Below are 20896 nucleotides of genomic sequence, written 5' to 3' on the forward strand. Positions count from 1 at the left end.
TCTATGGTATTACTATTTTTTAGTCTGAATTTAAGTGCACAGATTACACATGTAGAGCCGCCGAATTGGTGGGTAGGTTTCGAGAATTCAGAATTACAATTATTAGTTAAAGCCCCTGAAATAGGACGTGCCGTTCCTGAAATTAATTATCCGGGTGTCTCGATTTCTGCAATACACCAAGCTAAAAGTCCGAATTATTTATTTATCGATTTATTTATAGATAAATCAACTCCTGTAGGACGTTTCGATATTATATTTAACAGAAATACCGATGAGTCTGCAGTGTATTCTTACGAATTAAAAGCACGTGATAAAAAACCTGAAGATTATATTGGTTTTAATAGTTCTGATGCTATTTATTTAATTACGCCCGATCGTTTTTCTAATGGGAATACCGAGAATAATATAGATACAGATCTGAGAGAGCAAATTATAGATCGTAACAACGATTATGCTAGACATGGTGGCGACATTCGTGGTATTATTAATCATTTAGATTATATAGACGAATTAGGATTTACTGCCATTTGGCCAACACCAATGCTTACTAACGATATGAACTCTTCCTCTTATCATGGGTATGCTATGACAGATTTTTATGAAGTCGATCCTCGTTTTGGAACCCTCGAAGAATATAAAGAATTATCTCATAAAATGGATGAACGCGGTTTGAAGTTAATTATGGATATGGTGGCAAATCATTGCGGAAGCGAACATTGGTGGATGAAAGATTTACCTTTCGACGATTGGGTAAATCAACAAAATGCTTTCGAAACTAAAGGGACGCTTCGAAATTCAAATCATAGACGTACAACTAATCAAGATGTATACGCTTCAGAAATCGATAAAAAGGACATGACCGAAGGTTGGTTTGTTCCTTCTATGCCAGACTTAAATCAGAAAAACCCCTTCATGGCGAAGTATATCATTCAAAATAATATTTGGTGGATAGAAACATTAGAACTTGGAGGTATTCGTCAAGATACTTATCCATATTCCGATAAAAATTTTATTAGTAATTGGGCAGGTGCTATTATGAGAGAATATCCTAATTTTAGTATTGTTGGAGAGGAGTGGAGTGTGAAACCATTACTTGTTAGATATTGGCAAACGGGGACACCAAATAAAGAAGGTTTCGAGTCGCATTTAAGATCGACTATGGATTTTCCGATGCAAGAAAATATTGTCAATGCTTTAAATGAAGACGAAGGCTGGGCTACTGGTTTCGTAAAAATGTACGAAGGTTTAGCTATGGATTTTGCATATACTAAACCAGAAGATATTTTAATTTTTCCAGATAATCACGATATGGATCGTGTGTTTTCACAGTTGAAAGAAAATATACCAAATACTAAAATGGCATTGAGTTATATTTTTCTTATGCCACGAATTGTACAAGTTTATTATGGAACAGAAATTTTAATGCAAAACACTGAAAAACCAGATGATCATGGTGTGATTAGATCAGATTTCCCTGGTGGTTGGGATGGAGATGCAGTAAACGCTTTTACAGGAGTAGGCTTAACGGAAAATCAGGCAAGCATGCAAGATTTTGTACGAAAAGTCTTGAATTATAGAAAACAAAGTGACGCCATTAAGTATGGAAAAACAATGCATTTTGCTCCAATAGATGGCGTTTATGTGTTATGTAGAATAAAAGATGATGAAACAATAGTATTAATTTTAAATAAAAATGAAGCCCCTATAGATATAGATTTAACACATTATCAAGAACTAGGTTTAGAGGGCAAAACACTTAAAAATGTAATTACAGGAGATCCTGTAATATGGAATACTAATTTGCAACTTACCGAGAAAGGCCCTCTGTTATTAACGACAAAGAATTAATTGTTATACAATTTTGTGCCGTGTTTTAAGTTGTGTTTTAGAGGTTAACTCGAATATGCTATAAGATGCTTTTCTTAAAACGATTCCTTTTACATTTTTAATGTCCAAATACCATGAGAAAATTTATATATTTATTTATCATACTATGCATTACTCAAATAAGTTTTGCTCAAAATCCCGATAGAAGTTTCGTGAAATCGGAACCGTCTAACAGCGGTTATAAAGTGATTGTTAATGATGGTTTTTATTTGTTTAAACTTTACAATCAATCTATAGTCGAGACAACTTTTGTACCCAAAGGAGAAGAGTTTAAACCGGAATCTCATGCTGTGGTTTTGAAAGAAAACCAATCTTTTTCAAATATTTCAGAAACACCCAATAATCTTGTTTTAGCATCTTCAGGACTTTCTGTTTTAATTAAAAAATCACCATTTCAAATTCAGTATAACTATAAAGGACACCCCATAATTTCTGAAAAAAAAGGTTATTCTAAAATTGAAGATGGAGAGGCTATTCAGTTTAATTTAGAGGATTCTGAAGTTTTGTATGGTGGCGGAGAACGCGCTTTAGGGATGAATCGCCGAGGATACCGTTTACAATTATACAATCGTGCACATTACGGTTATGAAACGCATAGCGAGTTAATGAATTATACATTACCTATTGTAATGTCTTCAAAAAAATATATGATTCATTTTGATAATGCGCCAATTGGGTATTTAGATTTGGATAGTAAACACGATAATAGTCTGACTTATGAAACCATTTCTGGACGTAAAACATATCAGGTTATTGCGGGCGATTCTTGGGTAGACATTATAGATGCTTACACCGCGTTAACAGGGAAACAACCTATGCCTCCACGTTGGGCTTTAGGAAATTTTTCTAGCCGTTTTGGATATCATTCAGAAGCAGAAACACGAGCGACTGTGTCTAAGTTTAAGGATGATGAGATTCCTGTAGATGCTGTGATTTTAGATTTGTATTGGTTCGGGAAAGATGTTAAAGGTACAATGGGAAATTTAGCTTTTGATACCGATTCGTTTCCTACGCCTGAAAAAATGATTAAAGATTTTGAGAATCAGGGTGTCAATACCGTTTTAATTACAGAGCCTTTTATACTAACATCTTCAAACAGATGGCAAGAAGCTGTAGATAATAATATACTAGCTAAAGATTCTGTAGGTAATCCATATACATACGATTTCTTTTTTGGAAATACAGGCCTTATAGATATATATAGTGAATCTGGTTTTAATTGGTTTTCTAATATTTATAAAGATTTATTTAAAATGGGAGTTTCAGGAATTTGGGGCGATTTAGGGGAGCCAGAAGTACACCCCAAAGCTTTAATCCATGCTACAGGTACGGCAGACGAAGTTCATAATATTTACGGGCACGATTGGGCGCGATTGGTTTACGAAAGTAGTTTAAGCCTGAAACCCAATACACGACCATTTATATTAATGCGTGCCGGGTATTCTGGATCTCAACGTTTCGGATTAATTCCGTGGTCTGGAGATGTTAATCGGTCGTGGGGAGGATTGCAAAGTCAGCCAGAAATCGCCTTACAAATGGGCATGCAAGGTTTAGGATATATGCATAGTGATCTGGGTGGTTTTGCTGGAGATAATCTAGACGATGAGTTGTATGTGCGTTGGTTGCAATATGGCGTTTTTCAACCTATTTACAGACCTCATGCACAGGAAGGGGTGCCTAGTGAACCTGTATTTAGAAGTGAAGAAGCGAAGAATTTAGCCCGAAAAGCAATCCGACTACGTTATGCACTATTGCCTTATAATTACAATTTAGCATTTCAGAATAATCAAAAAGGAACTCCTTTAATGCGTCCGTTATTTTTTAATAACCCTGATGATGTTGCACTCCAAAATATAGCAAATACTTATTATTGGGGAGATCAGTTTTTAGTGTCTCCTATACTTGAAGCAGGAGTAACGTCTCATGATGTTGTGTTTCCGAAGAATCAGGTATGGTTTGATTTTTATACAGATGAAAAAATTGAAGGCGGACAAACTAAATCCGTTTCAGTAGCAAAAAACAAGATTCCAACCTATGTAAAAGCTGGAGCATTTATTCCTATAGCGAAACGCATGCAAAATACAAAAGCGTATACTGGGAATAATTTAGAGTTGCATTATTATAACGATGCTTCAATTCTTAATAGTGAATATGAGTTGTATGATGATGACGGAAAGACAGTTGATGCCTTTGAAAAAGGTAAATACGAAAAGCTTAATTTTTCATATATAAATGATAAGAAGGGAATACGATTTGTCTTTAAAGATCAAATTGGTTCAAATTATTCTATGCAAACAAAACTTATTCAATTTACCATTCATAATTTAGAAACCGAACCAAAGCATATTAAAAATGGAAGAAAAGACATGTCGTTTACTTACGATAAACATAAACATGTTTTAGAAATACCCGTTATATGGGATACAGATTCTGAATTTGAAATTAAAATAATTTATAATGATTAAACATCAAATAGTGTCAATTGCAATGATTTTATTAGTTTTAATCAGTTGTGATTCTAAAAAGAAAGATATTTTGAAAGAAAATGATAAGGTAGAAATTGCCGTCTCACCAAAAAAAGAAGTCGTTTATCAAGTATTTACAAGGTTGTTTGGGAATACAAACCCGACGAATAAACCTTGGGGAACTATTGAAGAAAACGGCGTTGGAAAATTTAACGATTTTACAGATAAAGCTTTAAAAGAAATTAAAGATTTGGGCGTTACCCACATTTGGTACACAGGTGTGCCACATCACGATGTTATTACAGATTATACTGCATATGGTATCTCTAACGACGATCCCGATGTTGTAAAAGGGCGTGCAGGTTCTCCGTACGCTGTCAAAGATTATTATAATGTAAATCCTGATTTAGCAGAAAATCCAGCAGCGCGTTTACAAGAATTTGAAGCTTTAATTGAGCGCTCTCATAAAGCAGGATTAAAAGTGATTATAGATATTGTTCCTAATCACGTAGCGCGAAATTACAAGAGTATTTCAAAACCCGAGGGGGTTACCGATTTTGGAGAAACCGATGATAAAACAGTGGTGTATAATGTTAATAATAATTTTTATTATAACCCAGGAGAACCGTTTATTGTACCCGAACGTCGCGACAGTTATGTGCCTTTAGGAGGTTCTGAAAATGCATTGTTAGATGGTAAGTTTGACGAAAATCCATCGAAATGGACAGGAAATGGATCGCGTTTATCACAACCAGATCCTAATGATTGGTACGAAACAGTTAAAATAAATTATGGTGTAAATCCGGAAGGACATCATGACTTTGATAGTTTGCCAGAAGGATTTGATGCAAAAGATTATAAAGCACATTTCGAATTTTGGAAAGATAAAACAGTGCCAGATTCTTGGGTAAAGTTTAAAGATATTGCATTGTATTGGATTGCAAAAGGTGTAGATGGATTCCGTTACGATATGGCCGAAATGGTTCCAGTAGAGTTCTGGAGTTACATGAATTCGGCTATAAAAATGAAAAATCCAGAGGCGTTTTTGTTAGCAGAAGTATACAATCCAAGTTTATATAGAGATTATATCCGTAAAGGAAAAATGGACTATTTATACGATAAAGTTCAGCTGTATGATACTTTAAAACACGTTATGCAAGGTTGGGGTAAAACCGATGATATTGTACCAATTCAACAAGATTTAAAAGATATTGAACACCATATGTTACACTTCTTAGAAAACCACGACGAGCAACGTATTGCAAGTCCGGAGTTCGCAGGAGATGCACAAAAGGCAAAACCAGCAATGGTTGTATCTGCAACCATAAGCACGTCTCCTACGTTAATTTATTTCGGACAAGAATTTGGAGAGCCAGGAGCAGAAGATTTAGGTTTTGGAGATCCGTCTAGAACATCTATTTTCGATTATGGTAGTGTGCCAACTTTAAGACGTTGGGTGAATGATAAGAAATTTGATGGTGGCCAGTCTTCTCCAGAAGAGTTGGAATTATACGATTTTTATAAACGGTTATTAAACTTCACAATTTCTAACGAAGCCTTAATGGGAGACTATCAAGATCTTCATGATTATAATACTCATAATACCGAGCATTACGGTTTAAAACAATTCTCTTTTGCCCGTTGGAGCACGAATGAAAAACTAATTATAGTCAATAATTTTGATGCTAATTATGGTACAGAATTTTATTTAAAATTACCAAAAGAACTTGTAGATGCTTGGCAATTAAAACCAGGTGAGTATCTGTTAGAAGATCAATTGTATAAGTCTTATCAAACACTTTTACAAGTTTCAGAACATGGAGCAGAAGCAAAAATAACCGTTCAACCTTTACAGTCTTTCATCTTTAAATTGCAATAGATTATGCGTAACTTTATAGTAGTTTTAATTTTAGGAATTATGATTACAGGATGTCAAAATAAAACTGATAAATCCATTGAAAAAAAAGTAGAGGCACCCTTTGAATGGGATGCGGCTACAATTTATTTTATGTTAGTCGATCGTTTTAATAACGGAGACACGTCTAACGATCTTAATTATGGAAGAGATCAGGAAACAGGTGTTTTAAGAGGCTTTGAAGGCGGAGATATTAAAGGTGTAACACAAAAAGTAGAATCTGGTTATTTTACTAATTTAGGTGTAAATGCCATTTGGATGACACCAATTGTAGAACAAATTCATGGCGGAACAGATGAAGGTACAGGACTATCTTATGGTTTTCATGGGTATTGGACTAAAGATTGGACGAATTTAGATCCTGATTTTGGTACAAAAGAAGATTTAAGAAAGCTTATAGAGGTGGCGCACAGTAAAGGCATTCGTATTGTTTTAGATGCCGTTATTAATCATAGAGGCCCGGTAACAGATAAAGATCCTGTTTGGCCACAAAGTTGGGTAAGAACAGGGCCTGCCTGTAATTATCAAGATTTCGATAGCACCGTAAGTTGTACTTTGGTTGAAAATTTACCAGATATTAGAACAGAAAGTAACGAAGAGGTAGAATTACCTCCTCAGCTTATCTCAAAATGGAAAGCGGAAGGCCGATATGAGAAGGAAGTAGCAGAATTAGATGCGTTTTTTAAAAAAACAGGTTATCCTAGAGCACCTCGTTTTTATATCATGAAATGGTTAGCAGATTATATTACCGAATTTGGAATTGATGGTTATCGTGTAGATACAGTAAAACATACAGAACCTTACGTGTGGCGAGAATTTAGAAAAGTTGTAGATGCAGCTTTTGCTCAATTTAAGTTAGAACACCCCGATAAAGTTTTAGATGATAACGGATTTTATCTTGTAGGTGAAGTGTATAATTATGGTATTAGTAATGAAAAAGCATTCGATTTTGGAGATCGTAAAGTGAATTATTTCGACAAAGCATTTAATCAATTAATCAATTTTGAATTTAAATGGAATGCAGAACAAATGGATTACGAATCTATGTTTAAAAAATATGATAGTATACTGCATAACGATTTAAAAGATTATAGTGTTTTAAATTATTTAAGCTCGCATGACGATGGTCAACCCTTCGATCCAATGCGTGAAAAACCATTTGAAACGGCAAATAAATTATTGCTAACTCAGGGTGCTGCTCAGATTTATTATGGAGATGAGTCTGCTAGAGTTTTACATGCAGAAGGCGCTGTAGGAGATGCTAATTTGCGTACGTTTATGAATTGGGACGATATAAAATCGAATCCAACAACACAAGCGATTTTAGCACATTGGCAAATCTTAGGTCGTTTTAGAGCACGTCATCTCGCTGTTGGAGCAGGAAGACATCAAATGATATCTCAATCACCTTATGTGTTTTCTAGAACCTATGTTAATGGCAATTATAAAGATGCGGTTGTTATTGGTTTAAATCTTGAAAAAGGTAAGAAAACAATATCTGTTGGAGGCGTTTTTCCTGAACGCATGAGTGTTCATGATGCATATTCTAATACAGATGTAACTGTTGAAAACGGAAATGTTATTCTAAATAACGAATTTAATATGGTGTTATTAGAAGTAACTATGGCGTCTAAATAATTATTTTTTTATCAGAAACAGAAATTGATTTTTTAAAAGTGAATACATAATTAAAAGCAATTCACTTGTAATTTAATACTAAAACCTATCTTAATCGAGTATATTGATTGAGATAGGTTTTATTCGTTTTTATAGTGTAGTTCTAAATCGTATTTTATTTAAAAATTGTATGATTATTAACAAGCGATATTTTTATCGGCAATAGGAATTAGTCATATTTGTATGTAAGATTGAGTTCGTTAATGAGTCTAATACAGATATCATATAACCATCAGTGTTATTTTTTAATATAAATTTAAAGACAGGAAATAGTATGCTTACATGGAAAAATATAATGGATTTTGCTGTGAATGGCAATCCAAAACCAGATCGTCGTGTAGAAAAATCTGCCGAAGAATGGAAAGAATTATTAACACCAGAACAATTTAGAATTACAAGACTAAAAGGAACCGAAGCACCACATTCTGGAGCGCTTTGTACGGCACATGAAGCAGGAAAATATGGTTGTGTATGTTGCGATACATTATTGTTCGATTCTACAATAAAATTCGATTCTAGTTCGGGATGGCCAAGCTTTACTCAACCTATTCAAGAGAACGCTATTAAGTATGAAAAAGATACTGCTTTCGGGATGGTTCGCGTAGAGGTTATGTGTAACGCTTGCGATGCGCATTTGGGGCATGTTTTTCCCGATGGGCCAGAACCAAGCGGTTTACGTTATTGTGTAAATTCGGAATCAATTACTTTACAGAAAGGAGAGCGTCATGAATAATACAAAGGAAATTATCACACTTGGAGGAGGGTGTTTTTGGTGTGTAGAAGCTGTTTTTCAGCAAATAAAAGGTGTAGAAAAAATAATTTCAGGATATACCGGAGGAACCGTTCCTGGCGTACCTACATATCGTGAAATATGTTCCGGATTAACAGGGCATGCTGAAGTGATTCAAATGACATTCGATACAGATGTGATTTCTTTAGAAGATATTTTAATTATCTTTTTTACAAGTCACGATCCTACAACATTAAATCGTCAAGGTGCCGATCGCGGTACGCAATATCGCTCTGTGATTTATTATGAGAATGAAAAACAAAAAAAGATAGCCGAAACGGTTATAGAAAAGATTAAACCTTATTTTGATGATGAAATTGTAACCGAAGTGAGTGCTTTAGAAACTTTTTTTGAAGCAGAAGATTATCATCAAGATTATTACGAAAACAATAAAACACAAGGCTATTGCACTGCAGTTATTAGTCCAAAACTTGCCAAGTTAAGACAGATGCATGCCGATAAACTAAAATAGATTTTCCGTTTGAAGACATTTAAATTACATATAAAAGACACGTTTACAAGCCAACTTCCTGCAGATCCTATTGAAGGAAGTAAAAGAAGACAAGTAGAAAAGGCTTGTTTCTCCTACGTAAACCCGAAGCAGATTAAAAAACCTGAATTGTTACATGTTTCAAAAAACATGCTAGAGAATTTAGGGATTTCTGAAACAGAAAGTCAGTCTGAAGAATTTTTAAATGTGTTCTCAGGCAATCAAGTGTTACCAAATACTAAGCCGTTTGCTATGTGCTATGGCGGACATCAATTTGGTAATTGGGCCGGACAATTAGGCGATGGTAGAGCTATAAATTTAACAGAAATCGATTATAACAATCAACATTGGGCATTGCAACTTAAAGGCGCTGGCGAAACACCATATTCTAGAACCGCAGATGGTTTGGCGGTTTTACGTTCGTCTATTCGTGAATATTTATGTAGCGAAGCAATGTTTCATTTAGGTGTTCCAACAACACGAGCGTTATCGCTATCTTTAACTGGAGACCAAGTGATGAGGGATGTTATGTATAACGGAAATCCAGAATACGAACCAGGAGCAGTAGTAAGTCGAGTAGCTCCAAGTTTTTTGCGTTTTGGAAGTTTTGAAATTTTCGCGGCTAGAGAAGATTCTAAAACATTAAAACAGCTTACAGATTATACTATAACACAGTTTTATCCAGAATTAGGAGCGCCTTCTAAAGAGACGTATTTAGCCTTTTTTAGAGAAATTTCAGAACGTACTTTAAAAATGATTATCGATTGGCAACGTGTAGGGTTTGTACATGGTGTTATGAATACCGATAATATGTCAATTCTAGGATTAACCATAGATTACGGGCCTTACGGTTGGCTAGAAGGATTTGATTTTGGATGGACACCAAATACTACAGATAGAGAACATAAAAGATACCGTTACGGAAATCAGCCTAATATTGGACTTTGGAATTTGTATCAATTAGCAAATGCATTATATCCTTTAATTGAAGATGTAGATGCGTTACAAGCTATTTTAGATGATTATAAATCGGATTTTGAAAAACAATCTCTGGAGATGATGCGTTCGAAAATAGGACTTTTTCAAGCAGATGAAAATGACTTAAAACTGATTCAAGATTTGGAAGATGTCTTACAAATGACGGAAACTGATATGACGATCTTTTTCAGAAATCTATCAAAAATTGAAAAAGAAAATGTGTCTAACGGATTGGAAATTATTCAAGATGCATTTTATAATCCGAAGGCAATGACTAAAGATCTTGAAGACCTATGGAAACATTGGTTTCAGAAGTATGGTGTGCGTTTACAAAACGAATCTATTTCTGATGCCGAACGTGCAATGAGAATGAATGGTGTTAATCCAAAATATGTACTCCGAAATTATATGGCACAATTAGCTATTGATGCTGCTGAAAAAGGAGATTATGCATTGATTGATGAATTATTCAATTTGCTTAAAAATCCATATTCAGAACAAGAAGATTCTCAAAAATGGTTTGCTAAACGTCCAGAATGGGCACGGAATAAAGTGGGGTGTTCTATGTTATCTTGTAGTTCTTAAATTAATTTTTTTAATCAACAAAAATCAAAGTATGAAAAGTCAGAAACTAGAAATAGAGAACAGTAAAGGCGTAAAATTACAGGCATATTTAGAATTACCTGCAAATCAGAATCCGAATTATTTTGCTGTTTTTGCACATTGTTTTACTTGTACGAGTACGTTGTCTGCGGTTAAAAATATTAGTCGTTCGTTAACTAATCATGATTTTGGTGTGTTGCGTTTCGATTTTACAGGTTTAGGCAGGAGTGAAGGAGAATTTTCTGATAGTCATTTTTCATCTAACGTTTCAGATTTAATGGCGGTAAGTAAATATTTAGAAGAACATTATCAAGCACCGTCCTTATTGGTTGGGCATTCGCTTGGAGGTGCTGCGGTTATTGTAGCAGCATCTCAATTAGAATCGGTAAAAGCAGTGGCTACTGTTGGTGCTCCGGCAACTGCCAATCATGTAACGCATTTGTTTTCGCATGGATTTGATGATGTTAAAGAAAAAGGAGATGTTCAGGTTAATATTGGAGGAAGGCCATTTAATATTAATAAGGAATTTGTAGATGATTTTAGTAAAACAGATTTGCCTGAGATTACTAAAAATTTAAGAAAGCCATTACTTATTATGCATGCGCCTTTTGACACTGTCGTACCTATCGAAAATGCAGAACGGTTGTATAAAATAGCACATCATCCTAAAAGTTTCGTTAGTTTAGATCAAGCCAATCATTTATTGACAGATTCTAGAGATAGTGAATATGTTGGTAATGTAATTGGGACTTGGGTACAGCGTTATTTTGAAGCAAAAGACAGTGATATTCTAGATACTGAAGGAGAACAATTGGTGGCGCATTTAAATCTTTTAGAAGATAATTTTACGACTAATATTCAGACTAAAAAACATACGTTAATTTCCGATGAGCCCGCAAGTATTGGAGGCGATGATTTTGGACCATCACCTTACGATTATTTAAGTGCGAGTTTGGCATCGTGTACAGCAATGACTCTTAAGTTATATGCCCAACGTAAAAAATGGGATTTGCAAGAGGTTTTTGTTTACATTACTTATTCTAAAAAACACAGTCAGGATTTAAACTTAAATACTAAATCGGCTGGGAAAATTGATTATTTGGAAAAGACCTTGAAATTTATTGGAAATTTAGACGACAAACAAAAAGAACGATTAAAAGAAATAGCTTCTAAATGTCCTGTGCATAGAACCTTGCAAAGTGATACAGTTATCGAAACACATATCGAATAAGCACTTTTTTTATGTGATACAGTTAATGAAGTTGGTGGCTATTTTTCATTTTTGTAACCAATAACCACCTCATGACATTAAAAGACCAATTTGCACAAACACGGAAACGTTTTAAAACGATTTGCGCTCCCTTAATTACAGAAGATTATTCTGTGCAACCCGCTATTTTTGTATCGCCTCCCAAATGGCATTTGGCACATTCTACATGGTTTTTTGAACAGTTTGTTTTGCAAAGATTCGATAGCGATTACAAGGTTTTTAGTGAAGATTTTGCCTATTTATTTAATAGTTATTATAACAATGCTGGCGAACGGGTATTGCGCCCCAATCGAGGCTTAATGACGCGACCAAGTGTTGAGTCTGTATATGCTTATCGCGATTATGTAACCAAACATTTACTATCCTTTTTAGAAACAGAAGTTTCTGAAGAAGCCCAAAATATTATAGAGCTAGGAATAAATCATGAGCAGCAACATCAGGAATTGTTTTATTACGATATTAAATATATTTTAGGAAATCAGCCTACTTTTCCATCCATTCAAAACGAATTAGTGTTAGATAAGGTTTCAAATTCAACAGAATATATTAGTATTTCTGAAGGTTTATATACTATTGGATATCAGGGAGAATCGTTTTGTTATGATAACGAATTAGGTGTGCATCAGGTGTATATTCAAGGTTTTCAAATCAGAAAAAATTTAGTTAGTAATTCTGAATACATGGCATTTATAGAGGCGGGAGGTTACCAAGATTTCAATTTATGGCATGCCGAAGGTTGGGATTTTATTCAGCAAGAAGACATCAAAGCACCTTTGTATTGGCATAAAGTGAATGGAGTTTGGCATCATTATTCTTTAAACGGATTTCAAGAAGTTCCAAAAGACGAGCCCGTTATGCATTTAAGTTTTTACGAAGCTTTTGCCTTTGCCGAATGGAAAGGGATGCGTTTACCTACAGAGTTTGAATGGGAAGTGGCTTCAAATGAGTTACAATGGGGGCAACTTTGGGAATGGACCTACAGTGCTTATACACCATATCCTAATTTTACCAAGGCAGAAGGTGCTTTGGGAGAATATAATGGCAAATTTATGGTAAATCAAATGGTGCTTCGTGGTGCATCGATTGCTACGGTTAAAAATCATAGTAGAGCAACATATCGCAATTTTTTTCATGCCAGTATGCGTTGGCAATTTTCAGGACTTAGATTAGTAAAATAATATGAAAACGACAATTATACCAGAGATTGTTCAAGGCTTAAAGGTGGAACAAAAATATATTTCTTCAAAATTTTTTTACGATGATGCAGGCAGTCGGATTTTTCAAGAAATTATGCAAATGCAAGATTATTATTTAACAGATAGTGAGTTTGAAATTTTGTCGCTTCAGGCGGAAAAAATTCATTGTGCTTTGCAATTTTCAGAACCCTTTAATATTATAGAACTAGGGGCTGGAGATGGATTTAAAACGTTCAAATTATTAGAATATTTTGTCTCTAAAAATATTCATTTTAATTATGTGCCTATAGATATCTCTCAAGAAGCCATTAGCATGTTATGCAAAAAATTAAAGGAGCGTTTACCAGGGCTTCATATACAACCGCAAGTAGGCGATTATTTTGAAATTCTAAAAGGCATGTCTACAGAAACAATTCCAAATTTATTGTTGTTTTTGGGTAGTAATATTGGTAATTATTTAAGAGCAGATGCTGCAGATTTACTGCGTTTATTTAATGATAATATGAATGTTGGCGATAAATTATTAATTGGTTTCGATTTAAAGAAAAATCCTTTAACCATTCAAAAAGCGTATTTCGATTCTCATGGTGTGACTAAACGTTTTAATTTGAATTTACTTTTGCGAATGAATCGCGAATTTGATGCCGATTTTAAATTAGATGATTTCGATTTTTATTGTCATTATAACCCTTCCAATGGTCAAGTAAAAAGTTATTTGGTAAGTTTAAAAGTACAAACGGTGTATTTTAAATCTATAAATGAAAGAATTACATTTCAACAAAATGAATTAATTTGGACAGAGCTTTCTAAAAAATATAGTGTGTCTGGTATTGAAACTTTAGCAAAGCTTACTGGTTTTAAAACGAATCAGCATTTTTTAGATTGTAAGCATTACTTTACAGATAGTCTTTGGGAAAAATAGTAGGTTTTAAACAATAAATAATGGAACAATAATTTAAATATAGTTTAGTACCTTCGAATTTAAATTATAATAAAATGCCAAAACAAACCCAAATAGGATTAGGTCTTGCGGCCATTGGTCGTCCAGAATATATCAATATTAAAAAAGAAGATATTAAACAAACCGAAGCTGTATTTAAGGAAAACGCAATGCAGGTTTTAGATGATGCCTATCGGTTTGGAATTCGATATTTTGATGTCGCTCCATCTTATGGGAAAGGAGAACAGTTTTTAATAGATTGGCACAATGCTAGACATTATCCAGATGTTACTTTAAGTACTAAATGGGGGTATACATATATGGCGAATTGGGAGTTGGGATATGCCGGAAAACATGAGGTAAAAGAGCATTCGCTTTCAAAATTATTAGAGCAATGGAAAGTCTCTCAAGCATTATTCCCTAAGTTGAAAATTTACCAAGTACATTCTGCGACTTTAGAAAGTGGGATATTTACAAATACAGAAGTGCTTCAAGAATTACATCGTATAAAGAAAGAAACGGGTATGCAAATTGGTGTATCTACTAGTGGCGCCAATCAGGCCGAAATTATAGAGACAGCTTTAAATATTCAAGTAGAAGGCGAAGATTTATTTAGTAGTTTTCAAGTCACATATAATGTGTTTGAACAATCTACATTTAAAATTTTAAAAACACTTTTAGGTAATAATAAAACCGTAATTATTAAAGAAGCACTGGCAAATGGTCGTGTGTTTCCTAATAAAAATTTCTTAAATTATTCTGCAGCATATTCTTATTTTAATTTGCTTTCTAAGCAATATAATGTAGGTGTAGATGCTATTGCCCTTCGATTTATAATAGATAGTTTGCAACCCGATTATGTGTTAAGTGGAGCATTAACTAGCTCTCAACTTCAAGATAATTTAAAAGCATTGACATTTCAATTAACTTCAGAAGATATACATCAACTTCAAATATTTGCATCGCCATCAAAAGCATATTGGGATGAGCGTAGTGCTCTTGCCTGGCGTTAAATTATTTCAGTGATTTATTCGGTTAATTTTAAAACGATTAGAGTCAATCAGACCTTTACTTCCAACCTAACTTTGTAGTATTAAGTTTAACCATTAAAAAACAAATACTATGAAAAGTTTAGGAAATACAATATTAGGAGTCGTAGCAGGAACCGCTTTAGGAGCAACAATGGGTATTTTGTTTGCGCCAGATAAAGGTAGTAAAACAAGAAAAATGATTGCTAAGGAAGCAGAAGCTACTAAAAGTAAAATTTCAGATCACGCTTCAGAATTAGCAAATACAGTTGCTAAAACAGTTAATGTTAAAAAAGCGACTTTAGAAGAGCAGTTAGAACATGTTGTTACAGATGCAAGTCATAAATCAGATGAAGTAATAGATGCTTTAGAAAAAAAATTAGAAGTGTTAAAAACAAAGCACAGACATTACAAAAATGGTGCTAAGAAATCGACTACAACAGCATAAGTATTAAACTCTTTTAAATTTTTAGACATGACAATTTTTGAAGCCATAAGACACGACCATGATATTCAGCGCGATTTACTAGATAAATTAGTGCAATCCTCTGGTGATACAAAGAACAGAGATGAGCTTTTTAAAGCGGTGAGAAACGAATTGGAAGTACATGCGAATGCAGAAGAACGCCATTTTTATAAGCCATTAATTTCGACCGATATGATGCAAGATCATGCCAGACATGGTATCGCAGAACATCATGAAATTGATGAGTTAATAGAACAGCTAGAAGAGACAGAATATGATTCGTCGGCTTGGCTTAAAATTGCTAAAAATTTAAAACATAAAGTGGAGCATCATCTAGAAGATGAAGAGCATACATTTTTTCAATTGGCAGGGAAAACCTTGTCAGATAAACAAAAATCAGACTTAGCTTCAAAATATGAAGCTTATATGAAAAAGAATAGATAAAAAAGGTTGGTTAGTAGTGAATCTAAGTGCTAAATTGGTGTAATTAATTACACCAGTTTGGCGCTTTTTTTTGTTAAAACAATATTCAATTTCATAAAAACAATTTAATGTGAGGTTCTCAAAAATCATTTTAATAGTTTTGAACATTAATAAGAAATAATTTATGAAATCAGCAAACGAATTATTAGAACTTTTAGATTTAAAATCTATAGATTCAGTACACTTTGAGGGAGTTAGTAAAACCATCGGGAGCCCACATGTTTTTGGAGGTCAAGTTTTAGCTCAGTCTGTAAATGCTGCATATAGAACCATTACAAATAAACGTGTTTTACATTCGCTTCATGCCTATTTTTTAGAAGCAGGAGATTTAAATATTCCTATTGTTTTTAATGTTAACGAGGTGCGTGATGGTGGAAGTTTCTCTACACGTCGTGTGTTAGCTAGCCAGAACGGAAAAGCTATATTTATACTAGCAGCATCTTTCCATAAAGAGGAAGAAGGTTACGATCATCAAATACAGATGAACACGAATTTAAAACAACCTGAAGAGTTGTTAAGTTGGACAGAGATGTTATCCAGATATGGGAGTGTGTTACCTAAAATTACAAAACACTTTTTAGAAATAGAACGCCCAATAGAATTTAAACCCGTAGAGGTAATAAACCCGCTAAAGCAGGAAAATTTGCCACCCTATTCTAATATATGGTTTAAGCTTAAAAATCCGCTTAAAAAAGCCGATCTAGCAACAAAACAACAAATATTAACTTATATATCTGATTACAATATTTTAGCGGCGGCCTTATTGCCACATGCAAGTAAAGCACATTTTGGCAACACACAAATGGCAAGTTTAGATCATTCGATGTGGTTTTTTAGAGATTTCGATTTCGACGACTGGATGTTGTATTCTATAGAAACACCTAACGCTTCTGGTGCACGTGGTTTTGCTAAAGGAAATGTTTTTTCTCGCGATGGTAAATTAATTGCATGTGTAGCTCAAGAAGGTCTAATGCGACCAATAATTAAAAAAACTGAATAATAGATGAAGGCTAATTGCTTGTCTATTGGGCATCGTGGGGCTAAAGCTTATGTTGCAGAAAATACGCTAGAATCCATACAAAAAGCATTAGATTTTAATGTAGATGGGGTAGAGATTGATGTGCATTGCTGTGCTTCTGGAGAGTTGGTGGTGTTTCATGATTTTACTCTCGATCGTATGACTAATGGGAAAGGGGAATTAAAACATTATACTCTTTCACAATTAAAAGCTTTGAAAGTTGATGGTCAGTATTTAATACCAACGTTAGATGAGGTTTTAAGTTTAATTGATAAAAAATGTATCTTAAATATTGAGTTAAAAGGAAAGTTTACAGCGGAACCAACATGTAAAACTATTCAGAATTATATTCAGAATCATGGTTGGAACTATTCAGATTTTTTAGTGTCTAGTTTTCGGTTTTCAGAATTAGAAACTACTTTTAATAGTGATAGAAATATACCTTTAGGCGTGTTAATTGATGCCGATATGAATGATGCAATGGTATTTGCTAAAACCATAAATGCGAAAGCTATTAATCCGGGGTCTACTTTGGTAACTCGGGATAATGTAAATTTAGCGCATAGAAATGGGTATGCGGTAAATGTGTGGACCGTTAACGATGAAGCGACTATAAAACGAATGAAAGATTACGGTGTTGATGCTATAATTTCTGATAAACCAGATTGTGTATGATGGATAAAGATGTGATTATTGTTGGAGGTGGTGCAGCAGGTTTTTTTGCAGCTATTAATATTGCTGAACAAAACCCGCAATTGAAAGTTGCGATTTTAGAACGTGGAAAAGAAGTTCTAGGAAAAGTGAAAGTATCTGGTGGCGGACGTTGTAACGTAACGCATGCTGAATTTATTCCGCAAGAATTAGTAAAATATTACCCAAGAGGAGAAAAAGAATTATTAGGACCATTTCATCAGTTTATGACGGGAGATACTATGGCTTGGTTTGAAGAACGTGGTGTTGCATTAAAAATTGAAGACGACGGACGTATGTTTCCAGTCTCAGATTCATCACAAACAATAATAGATTGTTTTCTGTTTGAAGCAAAAAAGCATAAGGTTGAAATTTTAACTAATCATGCAGTTAAAGTAATTCGTAAATTAGATAATGCTTGGCAAATAGAAACAAATAATGGCAATTTTAAGTCCGAACAACTACTTATTGCTACAGGAAGTAGTCCAAAAATTTGGACAATTTTAGAGTCTTTAGGACATCGTATTTCTCAGCCCGTTCCGTCTTTGTTTACTTTCAATATAAAAGACAAAAGGTTAAAAGATATTCCAGGTGTTGTGGCTCAGAATGTAGAAGTTAAAGTTTTAGGAACAGATTTATATTCCGAAGGGCCTTTATTAGTGACGCATTGGGGCTTGAGTGCACCTGCAATTTTAAAACTATCAGCTTTCGGTGCGTTAGAATTGGCACAACGGGATTATAAATTTGATGTGGAAGTCAATTTTGTAAAACAATCTACCACAAATGTTTTAGATCATTTAAAACAAGTAAAATTAGATTCGGCTAAGAAAACAGTTTTTAAATTTCCACAATTCGAGTTGCCAAAACGTTTATGGCAACAATTGGTTTTAGCTTCAGAAATGACAGAAGATACACGTTGGGGCGACATCAATAAAAATCAGTTAGAAACTTTGGCAGGACAGTTGTCTCGAGCTGTTTTTAAAGTAGATGGTAAAAGTACCTTTAAGGAGGAATTTGTTACAGCTGGAGGTGTCGATTTAAAAGAAATTAATTTTAAAACCTTTGAAAGTAAATTGCTTAAAAACCTCTATTTGGCAGGAGAAGTTATAAATATAGATGCGGTTACAGGTGGTTTTAACTTTCAGAATGCATGGACGGGAGCATTCATTGCAGCTAAAGCTATATCCAGTAAATAATGAATACTTACATTGCTTTACTAAGAGGGATAAATGTTTCGGGGCAGAAAAAAGTATCTATGGCAAATTTACAAGAACTAATGACTGATTTGGGATTTAGTAACGTAAAAACATATATACAAAGCGGAAACATGGTGTTTCAATCTTCAGAAAATAATTCATCAATTCTAGAAGCTAAAATTTCAGAATCTATTTTTAAAACCTTCGGGTTTGAAGTGCCTGTTTTGGTGAAAAATGAAATGCAACTTCAAAAAATATTCAATTTTAATTCCTTTTCGGAAGTAGAAAAACCAGCAAGCTATTTTACGCTTTTAAGTGAAATTCCAAAAGCAGAGTTAGTAAAATCAGTTTCAAAAGAAACGTATAAAGATGAGGTTTTTACGATTACAGATTCTTGCGTGTATTCCTATTCAAAACACGGTTATGGTAAAGCAAAATGTAACAACAATTTTTTCGAACGTAAATTAAAAGTCTCGGCAACCACAAGAAATTTTAAAACAATGCAGAAGTTGTTATCTTTGTGCTCAGATTTATAAAATCATGACCGAACAACAATTTATTCCTCAAGCTTATTCAAATAAAGTAAGTCAAGGCACAGTATCTTGGGAGTCGCCAAGCAATATTGCGCTTATAAAATATTGGGGTAAAAAAAAGGATCAAATTCCTGAAAATCCATCTATCAGTTTTACTTTAAATGCGTGTAAAACAACTACGGTTTTATCGTATACTAAAAAAGAAGAAACTTCAGATTTCGATTTTGAAGTTTATTTAGATGGTAAGCATAAACCTGATTTTCAGCCAAAAATAAAAACGTTTTTTGAACGTGTTTTAGTGTATTTGCCTTTTTTAAAGGAATTTACTTTTAAAATTGAAACCTCAAATACCTTTCCGCATAGTTCTGGAATTGCATCTTCTGCAAGTGGAATGAGTGCGTTGGCGTTGTGTTTAATGAGTTTGGAGAACCAACTTCAGCCAGAAATGACGTCTGAGTTTTTTAATCAAAAAGCATCATTTTTAGCACGCTTAGGATCTGGATCTGCATGCAGAAGTATTGAAGGTGATTTAATTGTTTGGGGAGCCAATACAACCGTAAAAGGAAGTTCAGATCTGTTTGGAGTGAAGTATACTTATGCTGTTCATGAGAATTTTAAAAGCTATCAAGATACTATTCTGTTAGTCGATAAAGGCGAAAAACAAGTGAGTAGTACAGTCGGTCATAACTTAATGCACGGCCATCCGTTTGCAGCACAACGTTTTGCGCAAGCTCATGATAATTTAGCAGCTTTAAAACCCATTTTAGAATCCGGAGATTTAGAGGCTTTTATTGCCTTAATTGAAAGTGAAGCGTTAACGTTACATGCTATGATGATGACGAGTATGCCGTATTTTATATTGATGAAACCAAATACTTTGGAAGTTATTAATAAGATTTGGGCATTTAGAAAAGAAACCGGTTTGCATGTTGGATTTACTTTAGATGCAGGCGCAAATGTGCATGTATTATATCCAAAAGCAGAAGCAGAACCTATTTTAGAGTTTGTAAAATCAGAATTAGCAGTACATTGCCAAAACGGACAATTTATTTGTGACGAAATAGGGTTTGGAGCGAAAGCACTTATCAATAATAAATAAATGAGACGTATTTATCCTTAATATTTAACATTTGAAATTGATTTGTGCCCTTAATTTGTTGTGCGTATTTACTTATTAAAGTCTAATGGTGTTAGTAGTCAGTAGTATAGCGTTAATTGCTGTACAACGATTAATTGTATAAATAAGTATATATAAAGAATTTAATTGTTAA

At 33.9% G+C, this 20896-nt stretch carries 18 protein-coding genes; all 18 read left to right on the forward strand.

Features of this window, described 5'->3' with window-relative positions; translation table 11 throughout:
* The first annotated feature begins 3 nt into the window (after positions 1-3).
* Positions 4-1848 carry a glycoside hydrolase family 13 protein gene (locus Q1B05_RS04135; RefSeq protein WP_299778723.1) on the forward strand — a complete coding sequence of 615 codons (1845 nt, stop codon included), beginning with the start codon at positions 4-6 and terminating at the stop codon, positions 1846-1848.
* Between the two features lie 113 nt (positions 1849-1961).
* The gene (locus tag Q1B05_RS04140) at positions 1962-4352 is read left to right on the forward strand and encodes a TIM-barrel domain-containing protein (RefSeq protein WP_299777877.1); all 2391 of its coding nucleotides are present in this window, start codon (positions 1962-1964) and stop codon (positions 4350-4352) included.
* Entirely contained in the window at positions 4345-6231 is a 1887-nt protein-coding gene (locus tag Q1B05_RS04145; protein ID WP_299777879.1) for an alpha-amylase family protein, read from the forward strand. Before Q1B05_RS04140 ends, Q1B05_RS04145 begins: the two co-directional genes overlap by 8 nt.
* Before the next feature lie 3 nt (positions 6232-6234).
* Positions 6235-7905 carry an alpha-amylase family glycosyl hydrolase gene (locus Q1B05_RS04150; protein ID WP_299777881.1) on the forward strand — a complete coding sequence of 557 codons (1671 nt, stop codon included), beginning with the start codon at positions 6235-6237 and terminating at the stop codon, positions 7903-7905.
* A 313-nt stretch (positions 7906-8218) separates the two neighbouring features.
* On the forward strand, positions 8219-8677 hold the full coding sequence (gene msrB / locus Q1B05_RS04155; protein WP_299777883.1) for a peptide-methionine (R)-S-oxide reductase MsrB: 459 nt from the start codon (positions 8219-8221) through the stop codon (positions 8675-8677).
* On the forward strand, positions 8670-9206 hold the full coding sequence (gene msrA, locus Q1B05_RS04160) for a peptide-methionine (S)-S-oxide reductase MsrA (RefSeq protein WP_299777886.1): 537 nt from the start codon (positions 8670-8672) through the stop codon (positions 9204-9206). The genes msrB and msrA overlap by 8 nt, the downstream gene beginning before the upstream one ends.
* A 9-nt stretch (positions 9207-9215) precedes the next feature.
* Positions 9216-10787, forward strand: a complete 1572-nt coding sequence (locus Q1B05_RS04165) for a YdiU family protein (protein ID WP_299777888.1) — start codon at positions 9216-9218, stop codon at positions 10785-10787.
* Between the two features lie 31 nt (positions 10788-10818).
* Positions 10819-12036 carry a bifunctional alpha/beta hydrolase/OsmC family protein gene (locus tag Q1B05_RS04170; protein WP_299777890.1) on the forward strand — a complete coding sequence of 406 codons (1218 nt, stop codon included), beginning with the start codon at positions 10819-10821 and terminating at the stop codon, positions 12034-12036.
* 71 nt (positions 12037-12107) lie between these two features.
* Positions 12108-13253 (forward strand): ergothioneine biosynthesis protein EgtB, encoded by a 1146-nt coding sequence (gene egtB / locus Q1B05_RS04175; protein WP_299777892.1) that lies wholly within the window; start codon positions 12108-12110, stop codon positions 13251-13253.
* Between the two features lies 1 nt (position 13254).
* Entirely contained in the window at positions 13255-14193 is a 939-nt protein-coding gene (locus Q1B05_RS04180; RefSeq protein ID WP_299777894.1) for an L-histidine N(alpha)-methyltransferase, read from the forward strand.
* 74 nt (positions 14194-14267) lie between these two features.
* Positions 14268-15224, forward strand: coding sequence for an aldo/keto reductase (locus Q1B05_RS04185; RefSeq protein WP_299777896.1), 957 nt, complete (start codon positions 14268-14270; stop codon positions 15222-15224).
* Between the two features lie 109 nt (positions 15225-15333).
* Positions 15334-15687 carry a YtxH domain-containing protein gene (locus Q1B05_RS04190; RefSeq protein WP_299777898.1) on the forward strand — a complete coding sequence of 118 codons (354 nt, stop codon included), beginning with the start codon at positions 15334-15336 and terminating at the stop codon, positions 15685-15687.
* A 27-nt stretch (positions 15688-15714) separates the two neighbouring features.
* Entirely contained in the window at positions 15715-16149 is a 435-nt protein-coding gene (locus Q1B05_RS04195; protein WP_299777900.1) for a hemerythrin domain-containing protein, read from the forward strand.
* Positions 16150-16312: 163 nt separating this feature from the next.
* Positions 16313-17188: an acyl-CoA thioesterase II gene (locus Q1B05_RS04200; RefSeq protein WP_299777902.1), complete on the forward strand. Its 876-nt coding sequence runs from the start codon at positions 16313-16315 to the stop codon at positions 17186-17188.
* 3 nt (positions 17189-17191) lie between these two features.
* Positions 17192-17881, forward strand: a complete 690-nt coding sequence (locus Q1B05_RS04205; RefSeq protein WP_299777904.1) for a glycerophosphodiester phosphodiesterase family protein — start codon at positions 17192-17194, stop codon at positions 17879-17881.
* Positions 17878-19092 carry an NAD(P)/FAD-dependent oxidoreductase gene (locus Q1B05_RS04210; protein ID WP_299777906.1) on the forward strand — a complete coding sequence of 405 codons (1215 nt, stop codon included), beginning with the start codon at positions 17878-17880 and terminating at the stop codon, positions 19090-19092. The genes Q1B05_RS04205 and Q1B05_RS04210 overlap by 4 nt, the downstream gene beginning before the upstream one ends.
* Positions 19092-19628 carry a DUF1697 domain-containing protein gene (locus tag Q1B05_RS04215; RefSeq protein WP_299777908.1) on the forward strand — a complete coding sequence of 179 codons (537 nt, stop codon included), beginning with the start codon at positions 19092-19094 and terminating at the stop codon, positions 19626-19628. The genes Q1B05_RS04210 and Q1B05_RS04215 overlap by 1 nt, the downstream gene beginning before the upstream one ends.
* Before the next feature lie 4 nt (positions 19629-19632).
* Positions 19633-20724, forward strand: a complete 1092-nt coding sequence (locus tag Q1B05_RS04220) for a diphosphomevalonate decarboxylase (RefSeq protein WP_299777910.1) — start codon at positions 19633-19635, stop codon at positions 20722-20724.
* Positions 20725-20896 lie beyond the last annotated feature (172 nt).

Source organism: uncultured Formosa sp. (genome assembly GCF_947500765.1).
Lineage (GTDB): Bacteria > Bacteroidota > Bacteroidia > Flavobacteriales > Flavobacteriaceae > Formosa.